The organism is Microbacterium sp. NPDC088619, from assembly GCF_044752825.1.
Classification (GTDB): domain Bacteria; phylum Actinomycetota; class Actinomycetes; order Actinomycetales; family Microbacteriaceae; genus Microbacterium.
Genome location: NZ_JBIVLZ010000002.1, coordinates 636,305 through 651,012, shown reverse-complemented (window position 1 = coordinate 651,012; position 14,708 = coordinate 636,305). Strand labels below are relative to the sequence as shown.

Genomic DNA, 14,708 nt, shown 5'->3' with positions numbered 1-14,708 from the left:
GGTCCTTCGATCGTAATCGCCGGGCGCACCGCGACGATTCCGTCGGCTGGAAGGACGAGGTCGTTCACCCGCCGGACACCTGCGTCTCTTATCGTCGCTCTCGATAGCGCCTAGGGTTCCGGGGTTCGTCCCGTCTGGTCCGAGCGGCGCCACGGTGCTCCTCCGCAGGGGTGCCGTCATCTGACAGGACAAAAGCCCGGAGGACCCTGTTCGTCGCGCCCGCGATGAACGGAAGGGTCTCTGTTGTCCGCTCTCGCCTTCGCTCTCGTCATCGCCGCAGCCATCACGCACGCCGCGTGGAACATCGTCGCCCATGGCGTGAGTCGGGCGGGGATGCCGTTCCTGTGGTGGGGTGCCGTCGGAGGCACCGTCGTCTGGATCGGCGTCGTCCCCTTCACCGGCGGGCTCGGCACTGACGATGTGCTCGCGTTCCTGTGGGGCGTCGGAGTCTCCGGGGTGCTGCACGTCGTCTACATGGCCGTGCTGCAGCGCGGATACCGCGAGGGCAATCTCTCCACCGTCTACGCGACGGCGAGGGGCACCGGGCCGTTCCTCTCGGTGATCATCGCGGTGCTGGTTCTCGGAGAGCGGCCGTCGGCCCTGGCTCTCGTGGGCGTCGCGGCGATCATCATCGGAGTCGTCGCGATCGGTCTCGTCGACCGCGGAGGCGCCGATCGATCACGACGTCTCGACCCGGGGCTCATGTTCGGTCTGCTCACCGGTGTCGCGATCGCCGTCTACACGATCTGGGATGCCAACGCGGTGCGCACCTGGAACCTCTCGCCCGTCGCCTTCATGGTCGGAACGATGCTGCTCGAGATCCCGTTCTACTCCCTCGGCGTGCGCGGCAGATGGGCGGCGGTCCGCATGCTCGGACGCACACAATGGCGACGTATCGTGGCGTTCAGCATCCTGTCGCCGCTGTCGTACATCCTGGTGCTCACAGCCATCCAGATCGCTCCGGTCGCCCTGGTCGCACCACTGCGGGAAGTCAGCGTCGTGCTGGTGAGTCTCTTCGGAGTCTTCGCACTCAAGGAGAGCAGGCCGGGATGGCGCCTGGGTGCGTCAGCGGTCGTCGCGGGGGGAATCGTGCTGCTCGCTCTGTAGCTGTGCGGTCTGTGGCTGCGGAGGGGGCATGGATGCTGCGCGGTGCTAGTGGTGCGGATGCTGTGCGCGGTGGGTGCCGGTCTGAGAGTGCTGCTCCTGATGGTTGTATGGATGCTGTGTCAGCGGGATGGAGTCTTCGAGCGAGCAGCCCTTCGGATGCCGTCTGGATGGCGGAGCTGAGAGCGGTCGTGATGCGACCTGATCTCGAGCGACTCGGGCGATATGACCGGGTGCGCGTGCGGCAGCGCTTCCTCGACGCGTTCGTTCCCGAGAACACGTGCGTGATCGTCGTCGACGGCGAAGACGTCGGCCTCGTGGCGGTAAGGCGTGAACCGGACGCCCGCTGGATCGAGCATTTCTATCTCGCGCCGCGATCGCAGGGCCGCGGGATCGGGGCAGCCGTGCTGGCCCATCTGCTCGCAGACACCGATGGCGCGCGGCCTTTCCGGCTCAACGTGCTGCAGGCCAGCGCGGCACGTCGGCTTTACGAGCGTCACGGCTTCGTTCTCGAGAGTGAGGACGCTGTCGATGTGTTCATGAAGGCAGAGCCCTCCCTCGGGTGATGCCTCCCGCGGGCGATGCTTCCGCGTTCTCGTCGTCTCGTTCTCTCGTTGTCCTTCTCCGTGCCCCGTCCTCTTGCTCTCTCGTCGTTTTCGCGACCGTGGTTCATCCGCAGTGATGCGCTGTATCGGGAGATTGGAATACGGCTTTGAACTGGGGTAAATGAGGGTGGTTTCGGGCGTCGAATGTCGGTGGTGGCGGGTTGACTGGGGGTATGAACAGCACCGCAGAGCTTCTGGATCGGGTCATCGCCGACCTCGATTCGGTGCTGTCCGATGACGCGCTGGCGGGGTTGTGTGACACGGAACGTGTCACTGTTCTGGTGGCCGCGGGGGCGGCGTTTCGGCGGGTGGAGGCAGTGGTCGTCGAGACCGTCGCGACGGGCGAGATGGGTGGCTTCTCCCATGCCGCAGGCTGTCGCGGTGAGAACGAGCTGCTGCAGCGGACGGTGCTCGTCGATGCGCGAGGTGCAGCGCGGGTGGGGAAGGTCATCGACCGTGTCCGGCGCGATGTGAGTCTCGTGTCGGGGGAGCGGCTTCCTGCCCGGTGGCCGGAGTTGCGGACGGCTTTGCTGGACGGGGTTGTCGGGGTGGATGGGTTTCTTGCCGCGACCGGTCCGATCGAGCGGGTGTGGGAGCGCCTCACGGTCGATCAGCGGTTGGCAGCGGATGTCGCGTTGGCCGGGTGCGCACGCGGGCACGGCCTCGAGATCGATCTCGACCCGGACACGGACCCGGCCCTTGACCCGGACGTGCCTGGTCCGTCGCCGACGACGGAGGATCTGCGAGCTCTCGCTGAGGATCTCGCGTCGATGTTCGACCCCGACGGGGAAGAACCCAAAGACGACGACGCGAAACGGCGCCGGGGCATCACTATCGGCCGGCTCAAGGACGGTGTGCATGCGATCCGCGGGTATCTGACCCCGGATGTCGCGGCGCAGTTCCAGCTCATCATGGACGCGCTCCTCAACCCCAAAGGCGACGGTCCACCCGTGCCCGGGGTGTTCTTCACCCCCAGCGGTGGCACGGACTCTGGTGCTGACGCGGGCGCGCACGGCTTCGCTGAGGCTTTCGGCGCGGATGCCGAGTCGGATGATGGCGCGGACGCGGACGCTGACACGGATGCTCGTACAGGCGGGGATGCGGGAGAGGATCCGTTCAACTCGGATGAGCGGAGCGTGCTCGATGACCGCACCGCGGCGCAGAAGCGTCATGATGCTCTCGCGGCGGCGCTGGCGATCGCGGCCCGACATAAGGACATGCCCACGTTGGGTGGCGCCTCACCGGTCCTCGTCGTCACCGTCGACGTGAAGGATCTCGCGCACGGGACAGTCTTCCGCGTCGGCGTCGGCGCAGGTGGCGCCGCCGGCAACGGCGGGTGGGCGACGATCGCCGGTTCCGGTGCACACGTCCCCGTCTCGGTCGCGGCGCAGGCCGCGTGCAGTGGGGTGATCCAACGGGTTCTGTTCGACGAGGGCAGGATCATCGGGATCACGACCACCGACAGGGTGTTCACCGTGCACCAGCGACGGGCGATCATCGCCCGCGACAAGGAATGCCTGATCCCCGGATGCCATGTGCCGGCGTCCTGGTGTGAGATCCACCACGTCACCGAACACGCACAGGGCGGGCCGACCCACACGGACAACGGTGTGCCGTTGTGCTGGTGGCATCACCGATCCCTCGGCATGTCCGCGTGGGAGATCCGCATGAACGAGGGCCTCCCACAGGTGCGCGGACCGGAGTGGTGGGACCCCGCCCAACACTGGCGCACCCCAAAACTCAGCCTCCCCGCCGACCTGCGCCCTACATCCCTCGCCCGAACGGGTTGAAGCGCTGTCTGGTCGTCGGCCGTCGCGTGCCCTCGCGTCCGGTCGGACTTCAGTGACGCCCGATCTCAGCGCAGCCCGACCAGCGAAGCTCGACCAGTGACGCCGATCTCAGCGAAACCTGATCTCAGCGGAAGTCGACGAGGCCGGCGTGCGCTGCCGTCACCAGGATCTGCACGCGATCGCGCACGTGCCACTTCGACATGATGCGGCCGAGGTGCGCTTTCACGGTTCCCTCCGACACGATCAGCGTGCGAGCGATCTCAGCATTCGACATCCCCTGGGCGAGACGCTGCAGCACCTCCTGCTCGCGATCGGTGAGCGCCTCGAGCGAATCGTCCCCGCCCACCGGCTCCGTGTCGCGCACGTGCTTGATCAGCAGCGAGGCGATGCGCGGTGACAGTGAGCTGGCTCCGCTGTACACCTCTCGCACGCCCTCGAGAATGCTCGCCGCGCTGGAGTCCTTCAGCAGATATCCCGAAGCGCCGGCACTCAGCATCGGAAGCACGGTGTCGCTGCCGTCGAGCGTCGTGACCGCCAAGATCTTGACCTCGGGCCACCGTTCGCTGATGACGGCGGTCGCTTCGATGCCATTCATCTCGGGCATCTGCACGTCCATCATCACGACATCAGGATGCTCGCGTTCGACTGCTTCGATGCCCTCCAACCCCGTCTCTGCCTCGGCGACAACGTTGATTTCGGGGTCGCGCGAGACGAAGTGCGACAGTGCTGAGCGCACCAGTGGGTCGTCATCGACGATGAGAACGCGGATTTCCGGCATGTGGGAAGCCTAACGGGGGTGGATGTACGGTGTGCGGGCCTAGACCTTTGGCTAGAGAGGTCTAGCCCTGAGACAGATGTGCGAGCTGCAGATCACCGAGAAGATGTAGTCATCACTAAACAAAAGACCAACTCAGGAGGTGAATTAATATGACTTTTTGGCAGGGTGTCAGCAAGTTCTTTGGCTTTACTCGCTAATCTACCTGGCGAATAGGAGATACTGAAGCATGGCTTTAGGTCTGAGAAGCGATCTCGAATCCCACGTGACGCGTCTCGGCAAAGGCGAACGACTGGTCGCGATCGAGCGGATCTTCGTTCTCGTGATCATCGGAACGATCCTGGTGGTCGACGTCGTCGGTCTCTTCTTCCCCTCAGATGTGAGTCTGTTCGCCGCCGTGATCGGTATCGCATCCACGGCCGTGATCGCCCTCTATCTCTGGTCGCCGCTCTACGCGACATGCGCCCTCGCGCTCGTGTTCGCACTTTCATTCCTCGCAGGTACCGAGGCTTACGTCCTGACCGCCGCCGCTTTCGCGGCCGGTCTGATCGTGCGGTTGGGGTGGAATGCCCTGATCCTCTCGTATGCCGGTGGGTTCCTCCTCGCGACTGCTCTCGTCGCATGGCTGGACACGCAGGCACCGATCAACATCGCCATCTATCTCGTCACAGCCGCGGTCTCCGGGGCGGTCGGCTTCGCACTGCGCTTGGCCTTCGCCCGAGGGAGCAGGCTCGAGAAGCAGCTGGCCGAGAAGGCCGAGCAGGAACGCCAGGCCGTACTCGCTGAGCGACGTTGGATCGCCGGCGAGTTGCACGACAGCATCGCGCACCACCTCACCGTGGTGGCGCTGCACGTGCAGATGCTCGACGACGATCGCACCAGCAGTGAATCGCAGGAGGCGATCCGCATCGCCGCACGCAAGGCGATGACCGACCTCCGCTTCGTGATCGATCTCGCAGACGACGGGCCCCGATCCGCGGGCATGCCCTCGGGCGATCTGGCGGCCTCCGTCGACGAAGCCCAGCAGGAGTTCGAATCCGCAGGTCATGCCGTGATCGTCGACGGCGACCCCGCCGACGAGCGCATCCCCCGCGCAGCCGAGATCATCCTGGCGCGCATCCTGCGCGAGTCTGCCACCAACGTCCTCAAATACGCGGGCAAGGGCGAGGTCGCGATCCGATTCGACATCGACGACGACGCCGCGAAGCTGACGGTGAGCAGCCCCCTGTCGACGACGCCGCGTCGCGAGCTCTCGTCGAGCCGCACCGGAGTCGGGCGCATGGCGGAGCGCGTCCTCGGTGCCAGTGGCGAGTTCAGCGCCGGGGAAGTGGACGGACGCTGGGTCGTGTCCGCGCTTCTGCCGATCGTCTGATCGAACCAATATTCCAGCATCTCGGCGACGAGATTCGGCCCAAATCGTCAACCGGCATTCCGGTACTTTAGAAGCAAAACCGCGGAATTCCGCGGGTTTTGGCCCAAGGAGTAGACGAAAGTCCAGGGTATGTCTCGACTATAGACCGTGTTCCATGGTGTAGCCGGGAGCATACATTGGGCATACCCCAGAAATAGCGCATCCCCAGCGCTGTGATCGCGAGCGCGGTCTTTGGAATCTGATCCCCAACGCGCTCGCGATCGGCTTCTTCTCAAGGATCGACCGACGTCGACCGGCAGGCTCCTAGCCGCCCACTGCACGCATGTAGTGTCCGTCCGTCGATATCCCGGACGCCGCGACCGTGAATCGCACAACCTCGCTGAGGTAGCGGTCCTCGGATGCCTCGAAGATCCGCCCGCTCGCATCGCGTGAGATGCGGCTGAGTCGAAGGATCGGCGTTCCCATGGGCACGCGCAGCAGGGCAGCATCCTGTTCATCTGCCGCGACCGCGTCGATCTGGTGTTCGAGCCCGACGATGGGGTGTCCGACCGACCCCAGGTACTCGGTGATCGAGATCGCATCGGTGTCGACGTCGAGCAGTCGTCGTCCGACAGCCTCGGTATAGAAGAGGCGCTCGAGCATCGTCGGCCGGCCGTCGAGCAGCCGGAGTCGCACGACGCTGACGATCGTGTCATCGGGGGAGACTCCGAGGAGCTCGGCGCGATCGCCGGCCCTTCGGAGGCTCAGCTCCTGCGTCTGCGCACCGGGAGTCACACCGAGATCTCGGGCCCAGCGCGTGAAAGGCACCGACACATCGACGGCCTGGCTCGCCTTGCGGGAGACGACCCGTGCGGGACGGCCCCGGCCCGTCTCGATCAGGCCCTCGCTGCGCAGAGCGGCCAGGGCATTTCGGATCGGGCCGCGAGACGTGTGCCAGCGCTCGGCGAGCTCAGACTCGGTGGGCACATCATCGCCGGGGCGCAGGGTGCCTGTCGCGATCTGCGCGCGCAGGTCGTCCGCGATCTGGGTGTATACAGCTTCAGCCACATAGGCATACTACTTGGCGGCACGCGGAAAGAGGTCGGCGTTCTGTCGACGTTCATCCGGGGAAAATCGGGGTGAACGAACCTTGAACTCTTCCGAGTTAGGTATATATCTCGATCGCAGCCCTGTCACAGTTGCTCATGGATCACCCCTCCCACTCTGAAAGGTCCTCATGAAGCTCCGCGCTCTCCCCGTACTCGCCGGTGCCGCGATCCTCGCGCTCGGCCTCGCCGCCTGTTCCGGCTCCGCAGAGGCCACCGGTGCGTCCGGTGCCGACGCATCGTCTGCCGCCGGCGGCTTCGCGGTCGACGAGAACACGCTCGTCTTCGGCGTCGTGCCCGACTCGGTCGACACCGAGACGAACTACCAGCCGCTCATGGACTACATCGCCGAGATCACCGGCAAGTCGGTCGAGTATCACGAGTCCACCGACTACGCCGCCCTCATCGAGGCCGCGGTCGCGGGCAAGGTCGACGTCGCCTCGTTCTCGGGCTTCACCTACGTCACCGCGACCAACAACGGCGCCAAGCTCACCCCGATCTCGTCGATCGTCACGGAAGAGGGCCAGGAGCCGGGCTACTTCTCGCAGGCGATCGTGCCGGCCGACAGCGACATCTCGAGCATCGAGGACTTCAAGGGCAAGAAGGTCTGCTTCGTCGACCCGTCCTCCACATCCGGATACCTGTTCCCCTCGTACAACCTGATCGAGGCGGGCATCGACCCCAAGACCGACATCACCCCCGTCTTCGCAGGCAAGCATGACGTGAGCGTGCAGAAGACCGGTGAAGGCGTCGAGTGCGAGGTCGGCTTCGCCGAGGACTCCGAGGTGGAGAAGTCGGATGCCGTGAAGGTCATCGACGAGACCATGGTGCCCGGTGCCCCGCTCGTCTACTCGTCGACCCTGCCCGACGACGTCGCCCAGAAGCTCATCGACGGCCTCTCGGAGATCACGATCGACGACATCATCGCCGCCGGCATCGACAGCGCCGACACCGACTCGTTCCGCAGCGTCTTCTTCGCCACGAAGCCGGTCGACGACGCGTACTACGACCTGATCCGCGACATCTGCAAGGAGACCGAAGCGGAGCAGTGCCAGGGCTGACACCCCGTCGCTGACCCCGGTCAGCCGAGCGCCCTTCGTCTCATCGCCTCGCTCCAGGCGAGAACCGAGACGAGGGGCGCTCACCCGCAGACAGCGCACCGGACAAACCCCGAGCACGACACATCCCCGAGCACGACCAGCCCCGAGCACGACGCGAAGACACTGGAGAACTGACATGAACACGGCATCGGATGCCCTCATCCGCCTGAACGGTGTGACGAAGACCTTCGGCTCGACGACGGCGCTGAAGAACGCGTCGCTGCAGGTGTCTCGCGGCGAGATCGTCGTGCTGCTGGGGCTCTCGGGCTCGGGCAAGTCGACGCTTCTGCGGCACCTCGACGGACTCGAAGTGCCGACATCCGGCGACATCGAAGTGCTCGGATCCCCGGTGCCGACCCTCAAGGGCAAGGCGCTGCGCAGGCTCCGCAGTCGCGTCGGGTTCATCTTCCAGCAGTTCGAGCTCGTGCCTTCGCTCACGGTGCTCGAGAACGTGCTCACCGGATCGCTGTCGGAGGTCCGCGGACCCAGACTCGGCCTCTGGGGGTATTCGAAGGCCGCGAAGCTGCGCGCCCTCGAGCACCTCGACCGGGTCGGACTCCTCGACCGCGCCTACCAGCGCAGCGACACCCTCTCCGGCGGCCAGCAGCAGCGCGTCGCCATCGCCCGCGCTCTGATGCAGAAGCCCGACATCCTGCTCGCCGATGAGCCCGTCGCCTCGCTCGATCCCGAGTCGAGCGACCAGGTCATGGCGCTGATCCGTGAGATCGCCGCCGACGAGGGACTCACCGTCGTCTGCAGCCTGCACCAGGTCGACCTCGCGATCTCATGGGCCGACCGCATCGTCGGTCTGCGCCACGGCGAGATCGTGCTGGACACCCCGACCGGCGACCTCACCAAGGCCGAGGTCATGGAGATCTACGGGCGCGTCGCCACGACCACTGCAGAGATCCGCGCCGTCCGTGATGAGCTCGTCGAGATCACGGTCGATGTCGCCGACATCGACAAGGCCCGGGTCTCATGACCGTGCTCTCGGACGCGCCCGCTGCGCCCGCACGCTCCACCGTCTCCGATCGCGCCCCCCGGCGCCCGATCTCGGCCGAGCGCATCGCTGCCGGGCTCACCCTGGTCTCGCTCCTGGTGCTGGGAGTCCTCGCGGTCGACGAGGTCGGCATCTCGATCCCGGCGATGGTGCAGAGCTGGGGCAACGCCGAGAACTTCATGGCCCGCGTCGGCGGACTCTCGTTCCCCGAGCCCGCCGACCTCGCCTGGTTGATCGCCCTCACCGTGGGGCTCGTGCTCGTCGGCACGCTCCTCGCCGCCGTGCTCTCGGTGCCGATCGCCTACCTCGCCGCCTCCAACACGACACCGGGCAACGGGTGGCGGGCCGCGGCCCGATTCGTGGGTGTCCTGACGCGCGCGCTGCCCGATGTCGTGCTCGCCATGGCGTTCGTGCTCATGTTCTCGCTCGGCACCCTGCCCGGAATTCTCGCGATCGGCATCCATTCGATCGGCATGATCTCGAAGATGTTCGCCGACGCGATCGAGCAGATCGACGAAGGCCCCAGGCTCGCGATCCGCGCCGCCGGCGGATCGAAGATGCAGGAGTTCGCCTCCGGCATCCTTCCCCAGGTGCTGCCGAGCTGGGTCGCGACGGTGCTGCACCGCAACGACATCAACCTGCGGGGCAGCGTCGTGCTCGGCTACGTCGGCGTGGCGGGCCTCGGACTCGAGATGTCCTATGCGTTCAAGTCGTTGAACTACGGCAGGGGTCTCGGCATCGCGCTGGTCATCTTCATCCTGTGCGTCGCGATGGAGATCGTGTCGAGTCTGGTGCGCGGGGCGATGCTCGGCCAGCAGAGGCAGACCCGCTCGTGGATCGACCGCATCATCCACCCGCGGCTGCGTGACGCGACGACAACGGCGGTCGCGGGTCCGCCTGCGTGGGCGGCCAGCCCTCAGACGGCGGTGCGTCGCCCGTGGACGGCAGAGCGTGTGCGCAACACGAGCGGCATCATCGTCGCCGTGCTCGTGGTGATCGGCAGCGTCGTGGTCAGCCAGATCAACTGGCTCGACTTCTTCACCTTCTGGGCCAAGCTCCCCGAGGTCGCGGCCAGGTTCTGGCCGCCGTCGTTCGGCAGCTACGAGGCCTCCGCGATGATCGCCGCCATGCGCGACACGGTCGCGATCGCACTCGCCGCGACCGTGCTCACCCTGCTGCCGTCGCTCATCCTCGGCTCACTCGCGGCGAGCAACGTCGCACCCAGCCCTGGTGCACGAGGCGTCGCGCGGTTCCTGCTCGTCGGCATCCGCGGCATCCCCGAGCTGATCCTCGCGATCGTGCTCGTCGTGATCACCGGCCTCGGTGCGCAGGCCGGAGTCATCGCGCTCGCCATCGGCGGCATCGGGCTGCTCGGCAAGCTGATCGCCGACTCTCTCGAAGAGGTCGACCGTGGCCCCGAGCGTGCGCTCCGCGCGGTCGGCGCCACGCGTCTGCAGACCTACGCGTCAGCGACCGTGCCGCAGGGGATGCAGGCGCTCATCGGGCACAGCTTCTACATGCTCGACACGAACATCCGCGCGGCGACCATCCTCGGCATCGTCGGCGGTGGCGGGGTCGGCTACTACCTGCTCAATGCCAGTCAGGGCTCGCGTTACGAGACCGTCACTGCGATCGTGCTGATGATCCTCGTCACGGTGCTCGTCGTCGAAGGACTCGCGATGTGGATGCGCAAGGTGTTCCGATGAGCGGCACGCAGCGCGGTGGAGACCGTGAACACGCAGATGTCGTCGTCGTGGGCTCCGGCATCATCGGCCTCGGCGCAGCCTACGCGGCAGTCAGACGCGGTCTGACGGTGATCGTGATCGACAGAGCGGATGCGCCGGTCGGGGCGACCATCCGCAACTTCGGCCATCTCTGCATCGGTGCGCAGACCGGCGAGGCGCGCCGGTACGCCGATGTCTCCCGGGACCTCTGGCTGCGTCTCGCGCACGATGCGGGCTTCTGGATCCGCGAGTCAGGCACGCTGGTCGCCGCGCGCCACGCAGATGAGATCGCCGTGCTCGAGCACGCAGCGGCAGACGGCGGCATCCGGATGCTGGAGACTGACGAGCTGCTGCGTCTCGCCCCGCTCCGCGCGGAGGCGCTCGTCGGCGGAGCGCACATCGAGACCGACCTGCAGACCGATCCGCGCACCGCCGCGGCGGCGATCGTCCGGCACCTCGCCGTGCACGGGGTCGACTTCCGCTTCCGCACTGCGGTGACCTCGGTCGCCGGACGACGCGTCGAGACGACGAGGGGTGCCATCACGGCCGGCGCCGTGGTCGTCGCGGCCAATCATGACATCGACCAGCTGCTTCCGGAGGTGGCCGAGCGCGCCGGTGTCGAGCGGTGCGCGCTCGACATGATGCGAGCGGCGGTCACGGTGCAGCATCCGCTCGCGGCTCCGCTGCTCACCGGCTGGTCGCTCGTGCGCTACGGACGCTTCGACGGCGGTGCGGCCTCCGCCGCTCTCCGCGAACGCCTGCACGCCGAGCGCCCCGACCTCGCGGCACTCGATCTCAACCAGATGTACACGCAGCTGCCCGACGGCACGCTGATCATCGGCGACTCGCACGCCACGTCGACGGCGCCAGCGCCGTTCCAGCCCGAGGCGGCCTTCGCCGCATTCCTCGCCGAGGCGGAGGCGCTGTTCGACATGCCGGTGCCGCGAGTGCTGGAGCGCTGGCAGGGCGTCTACGCCAAGGCGCGGCACGACTTCCTCATCGACCGAGTCGAGGAGGGGGTGCTGGTGCTCGCCGCGACCACCGGCATCGGAATGACCACGGGTCTGGGGCTCGCAGAAGAGAATCTCACCGCCGCCTTCGGGTGGGCACCCGCAATGGAAGGAACCTCATGACCACTCAACTCCCCACAGGTCCGGCGAGTCCCGCACTCGAGCTCGTCGTGCTCGACATGGCCGGCACCACGGTGCTCGATGACGGGGTCGTCGAGACGGCATTCCAGCGCGCCGCGGAGCGCACCGGAGTCGCAGATCGGATGCCGTGGGACGACGCGCTCGCCCACGTGCGCGCGACCATGGGGCAGTCCAAGATCGACGTCTTCACTCATCTTGCCGGTGGCGACCGGGCTGCGGCCGAGCGGGCGACGGCGGCGTTCGAGGGCGCCTACGCCGAGATCGTGGCCGAGCAGGGGGTCACGGAGATCCCCGGGGCCGCGGATGCGATCCAGGGCCTGAAGGATGCCGGTCTGACGGTCGTGCTCACGACCGGATTCGCGCCGGTCACCCGCGAGGCGCTGATCGACGGCCTCGGGTGGCACGGCCTCGTCGACCTGGCGCTCTCGCCGGTCGACGCGGGGCGGGGCCGCCCGGCACCCGACCTCGTGCTCACGGCGCTGATCCGCACGCACGCATCGTCGGTCGCGGCGGTCGCCGTCGCGGGAGACACCGTCAGCGACGTCGAGTCGGGTCGCCGCGCCGGCGCCGGCTTCGTGGCCGGTGTGCTCACGGGCGCACACGACTCGAGCGCCCTCGAGCTCGCCGGCGCCGACGTCGTGCTCTCGGACGTCACACGTCTTCGCGGTGCGTTCGCCGAGCGCGGGCTGCTCCCGCTCGTCCGCAGCGCCTGAGGGGCTGACATGGGAACTCTGCTGATCCGACCTCCCGGCCATCGCCGCGACGTCGCCCTGCGTCCCGCTGCCACAGCCATGGTCTGGATCGGCGAGGGCCACCCGCACGAGACGATCGCGGTGCCCGGTGTCGCTCTCGGCGACAACGACGTGCTGGTCGCGGTCGAGATGTCGACCGTCTGCGGGTCCGACGTGCACACCGTGCAGGGGCGACGATCGGCTCCGGTGCCCCTGGTGCTCGGCCACGAGAGCGTCGGACGCGTGATCGCCATGGGCGACGCCGGAGCGGTCGCGGTCGACGGCACCCCGGTGCGCATCGGCGACCGGGTGGTCTGGTCGGTCACCATCTCATGCGGCACCTGCGACCGGTGCACTCGGGGCATGCCGCAGAAGTGCCGCACGCTGGGCAAGTACGGCCACGACCGGATAGGCGTGCACGGCGATCTCTCCGGCGCCTTCGGCACGCACGTCCAGGTGCGATCCGGAACCGCGATCGTGCGGGTGCCCGAGTCGCTGCAGGCGTCCGTGCTCGCGCCGGCATCGTGCGCGACCGCGACCGCCTGGGCCGCTGTCGCCAGAGCAGCACGCGACCACGACCTCGAGGGCGCAGCCGTGCGCATCCACGGAGCGGGACTCGTCGGGCTCTCGGCAGCCGCGATCGCCGCGGAGCAGGGCGCGACGGTCGAGGTGCTCGACCCCGTACCGGGACGAGTCGCGCTGGCCGCGCGTTTCGGCGCCGGCCGGCTCGATCGCGATCCGGACATCGTGATCGAGGCGTCGGGTCATGCCGTGTCCGAAGCGATCGCCGGCGTCGGCATCGGCGGGACGGTCGTGCTCGTCGGAAGCGTCTTCCCCGCCGAGCCGGTGCCGCTCGATGCCGAGAGCATCGTGCGTCGGCTGGTGACCGTGACCGGCGTGCACAACTACACCGGGGCCGAACTGGGCGAAGCAGTCGGATTCCTCGCCGGACGAGGACGCGCCTACCCGTTCGCGGAGGCGGTGGGAGAGGTGCGGCAGCTCTCGGCCATCGATGAGGCGATCGCCGCGGCATCCGCTCCGGGTGCGCCCCTGCGCATCGGACTCGTGCCGGGGCGCTGAACTCGGAGGGACCCAGCGGAGCCGGGATCCATCGGAGGCGGGGATCCTGCGGAGCCGGGATCTCGGGAGAGGTCCTGGCTGAGAGAGGTGGAAGGCTGAGAGCGGAGTGCTCTCAGCCCGCTGTCTCGTCCGGCGCGGTCGACGCGGATCCCGAGCGCCTGGGGCCGGCGGGCCGGATCCCCTCGGCGTGGAAGGCGAGCAGCCGCAGCGCGGTGTCGACCGTCTCGTCGAGGACCTCCTGCGGATCGCCGGTGAGCGCCAGCATCCGATGACCGACTCCGTCGCCGGTGGCCCATCCGACGAAGACGGTGCCCGGATCATGTCCGCCCTCGGGCTCGGGGCCTCCGACGCCTGTGGTCGAGATGCAGACGTCGGCGTCGAAGAGCCGTCGAGCGCTCTCGGCGAGATGCTCGGCGCACTCGGCTGAGCACGGATCGGTTCCCGGCGTGAGACCGAGCAGGGTCTCCTTGACGTCGGTGAGGTACGCCACGATGCCGCCGGCGAACCAGTCGCCCGCGTTCTCGCCCGCGCCGATCGTGCTCGCCAGACGGCCCGACGTCAGTGACTCGACGACGCAGATACGCAACCCGCGCTCAGTAGCGACCTCGCTGAGGCGATCCAACGACAGGTGCTCTGCTGTCACTTCTCCTCAGCGGAGTCGGCGTGGGTCGGAGCATCCGATTCGATGCTCGCCTCGTCGGAGTAGTCGGGGCGCTCCGGCTGCAGCGGCTGATCGGAGTACTCGCCACCGAGACGCCCGCCATAGGGGCGACCGTGGTCGGCGAACTCGTCGCGGGCGTAGACCAGCTCCCACTCTCCGACGGTGAACCGCGCACCCGTCCGCAGCGTCTGCGACCTGTCGCCGGGGTGGGTCGCGGTGGCCTCGGGGTTGCTGTTCATCTCGCCCGCGCCGTGCAGCTCCAGCACGTACTCGTCGCGGTCGTCGTGCGTGATCGTCGCATGCACGGGGTCGGCGCCGTCGAGCCGCAGCTCGTTGTCGGCGGCCGAGCCGATGCGAACCACGTCGACCTCGAGGGCGAACTCCGCTCGCTCGCCGTCGCGGGTGACCCGCAGGCGGGGGTTGCCCTCGCCGAACTCGGCGTGAGTGGTCGTGGGGGTGTAGCCCTCGTCGGAACGGTCGTCGATGTGTCGTGCGTTCATGGTGGGTCTCCTCGCAGTCCCTGACAGGAT

Annotated in this window: 14 protein-coding genes; 10 read left to right on the top strand and 4 right to left on the bottom strand. The window is 67.7% G+C overall.

Translation table 11 applies throughout. The features are described from left to right. Window positions 1-243: 243 nt before the first annotated feature. The 3 genes from ACIP5T_RS17715 to ACIP5T_RS17705 all read left to right on the top strand — a co-directional run bounded on the left by ACIP5T_RS17715 (window position 244) and on the right by ACIP5T_RS17705 (window position 3,499). Window positions 244-1,107 (top strand): hypothetical protein, encoded by an 864-nt coding sequence (locus ACIP5T_RS17715; protein ID WP_400866392.1) that lies wholly within the window; start codon window positions 244-246, stop codon window positions 1,105-1,107. A gap of 167 nt (window positions 1,108-1,274) precedes the next feature. Further along, complete coding sequence (locus tag ACIP5T_RS17710) at window positions 1,275-1,670, top strand: GNAT family N-acetyltransferase (RefSeq protein ID WP_400866390.1); 396 nt, start codon at window positions 1,275-1,277, stop codon at window positions 1,668-1,670. A 212-nt stretch (window positions 1,671-1,882) separates the two neighbouring features. Continuing rightward, a complete protein-coding gene (locus ACIP5T_RS17705) occupies window positions 1,883-3,499 on the top strand; it encodes a DUF222 domain-containing protein (RefSeq protein ID WP_400866387.1) in 1,617 nt (538 codons plus the stop codon). 124 nt (window positions 3,500-3,623) lie between these two features. Here the strand turns inward: ACIP5T_RS17705 and ACIP5T_RS17700 are convergent, their stop codons facing one another. Beyond that, the gene (locus ACIP5T_RS17700) at window positions 3,624-4,277 is read right to left on the bottom strand and encodes a response regulator transcription factor (RefSeq protein ID WP_235558852.1); all 654 of its coding nucleotides are present in this window, start codon (window positions 4,275-4,277) and stop codon (window positions 3,624-3,626) included. Window positions 4,278-4,503: 226 nt separating this feature from the next. On the opposite strand from ACIP5T_RS17700, the gene ACIP5T_RS17695 reads away from it, so the two are divergent. Beyond that, window positions 4,504-5,646, top strand: a complete 1,143-nt coding sequence (locus tag ACIP5T_RS17695) for a sensor histidine kinase (RefSeq protein WP_400866383.1) — start codon at window positions 4,504-4,506, stop codon at window positions 5,644-5,646. A gap of 303 nt (window positions 5,647-5,949) precedes the next feature. Here the strand turns inward: ACIP5T_RS17695 and ACIP5T_RS17690 are convergent, their stop codons facing one another. Then, complete coding sequence (locus ACIP5T_RS17690) at window positions 5,950-6,693, bottom strand: GntR family transcriptional regulator (RefSeq protein WP_400866380.1); 744 nt, start codon at window positions 6,691-6,693, stop codon at window positions 5,950-5,952. A gap of 169 nt (window positions 6,694-6,862) precedes the next feature. Between ACIP5T_RS17690 and ACIP5T_RS17685 the strand changes: the two genes are divergently transcribed. The 6 genes from ACIP5T_RS17685 to ACIP5T_RS17660 all read left to right on the top strand — a co-directional run bounded on the left by ACIP5T_RS17685 (window position 6,863) and on the right by ACIP5T_RS17660 (window position 13,517). Next, window positions 6,863-7,792, top strand: coding sequence for a phosphate/phosphite/phosphonate ABC transporter substrate-binding protein (locus ACIP5T_RS17685; protein ID WP_400866377.1), 930 nt, complete (start codon window positions 6,863-6,865; stop codon window positions 7,790-7,792). Between the two features lie 175 nt (window positions 7,793-7,967). Then, window positions 7,968-8,813 (top strand): phosphonate ABC transporter ATP-binding protein, encoded by an 846-nt coding sequence (gene phnC, locus ACIP5T_RS17680; protein WP_400866375.1) that lies wholly within the window; start codon window positions 7,968-7,970, stop codon window positions 8,811-8,813. After that, window positions 8,810-10,537: a phosphonate ABC transporter, permease protein PhnE gene (gene phnE / locus ACIP5T_RS17675; RefSeq protein ID WP_400866372.1), complete on the top strand. Its 1,728-nt coding sequence runs from the start codon at window positions 8,810-8,812 to the stop codon at window positions 10,535-10,537. The genes phnC and phnE overlap by 4 nt, the downstream gene beginning before the upstream one ends. Continuing rightward, complete coding sequence (locus tag ACIP5T_RS17670) at window positions 10,534-11,688, top strand: TIGR03364 family FAD-dependent oxidoreductase (protein WP_400866370.1); 1,155 nt, start codon at window positions 10,534-10,536, stop codon at window positions 11,686-11,688. The genes phnE and ACIP5T_RS17670 overlap by 4 nt, the downstream gene beginning before the upstream one ends. Next, window positions 11,685-12,419, top strand: a complete 735-nt coding sequence (locus ACIP5T_RS17665; protein WP_400866367.1) for an HAD family hydrolase — start codon at window positions 11,685-11,687, stop codon at window positions 12,417-12,419. The genes ACIP5T_RS17670 and ACIP5T_RS17665 overlap by 4 nt, the downstream gene beginning before the upstream one ends. A gap of 9 nt (window positions 12,420-12,428) precedes the next feature. Beyond that, window positions 12,429-13,517 carry an alcohol dehydrogenase catalytic domain-containing protein gene (locus ACIP5T_RS17660; RefSeq protein ID WP_400866364.1) on the top strand — a complete coding sequence of 363 codons (1,089 nt, stop codon included), beginning with the start codon at window positions 12,429-12,431 and terminating at the stop codon, window positions 13,515-13,517. A gap of 112 nt (window positions 13,518-13,629) precedes the next feature. Here ACIP5T_RS17660 and ACIP5T_RS17655 read toward each other — a convergent pair whose 3' ends face one another. Both ACIP5T_RS17655 and ACIP5T_RS17650 read right to left on the bottom strand, forming a co-directional pair. Further along, on the bottom strand, window positions 13,630-14,160 hold the full coding sequence (locus ACIP5T_RS17655; RefSeq protein WP_400866362.1) for a CinA family protein: 531 nt from the start codon (window positions 14,158-14,160) through the stop codon (window positions 13,630-13,632). Then, window positions 14,157-14,678, bottom strand: coding sequence for an FHA domain-containing protein (locus ACIP5T_RS17650; protein ID WP_400866359.1), 522 nt, complete (start codon window positions 14,676-14,678; stop codon window positions 14,157-14,159). Before ACIP5T_RS17650 ends, ACIP5T_RS17655 begins: the two co-directional genes overlap by 4 nt. Window positions 14,679-14,708: the final 30 nt, after the last annotated feature.

Bases quoted from the DNA above. Each gene is read 5' to 3' on its own strand.
- ACIP5T_RS17710 (WP_400866390.1), top strand. From the start codon at position 1,275: ATGGCGGAGCTGAGAGCGGTCGTGATGCGACCTGATCTCGAGCGACTC.
- ACIP5T_RS17705 (WP_400866387.1), top strand. From the start codon at position 1,883: ATGAACAGCACCGCAGAGCTTCTGGATCGGGTCATCGCCGACCTCGAT.
- ACIP5T_RS17695 (WP_400866383.1), top strand. From the start codon at position 4,504: ATGGCTTTAGGTCTGAGAAGCGATCTCGAATCCCACGTGACGCGTCTC.
- ACIP5T_RS17660 (WP_400866364.1), top strand. From the start codon at position 12,429: ATGGGAACTCTGCTGATCCGACCTCCCGGCCATCGCCGCGACGTCGCC.
- ACIP5T_RS17650 (WP_400866359.1), bottom strand. From the start codon at position 14,678: ATGAACGCACGACACATCGACGACCGTTCCGACGAGGGCTACACCCCC.
- phnE (WP_400866372.1), top strand. From the start codon at position 8,810: ATGACCGTGCTCTCGGACGCGCCCGCTGCGCCCGCACGCTCCACCGTC.
- ACIP5T_RS17665 (WP_400866367.1), top strand. From the start codon at position 11,685: ATGACCACTCAACTCCCCACAGGTCCGGCGAGTCCCGCACTCGAGCTC.
- ACIP5T_RS17670 (WP_400866370.1), top strand. From the start codon at position 10,534: ATGAGCGGCACGCAGCGCGGTGGAGACCGTGAACACGCAGATGTCGTC.
- phnC (WP_400866375.1), top strand. From the start codon at position 7,968: ATGAACACGGCATCGGATGCCCTCATCCGCCTGAACGGTGTGACGAAG.
- ACIP5T_RS17700 (WP_235558852.1), bottom strand. From the start codon at position 4,277: ATGCCGGAAATCCGCGTTCTCATCGTCGATGACGACCCACTGGTGCGC.
- ACIP5T_RS17685 (WP_400866377.1), top strand. From the start codon at position 6,863: ATGAAGCTCCGCGCTCTCCCCGTACTCGCCGGTGCCGCGATCCTCGCG.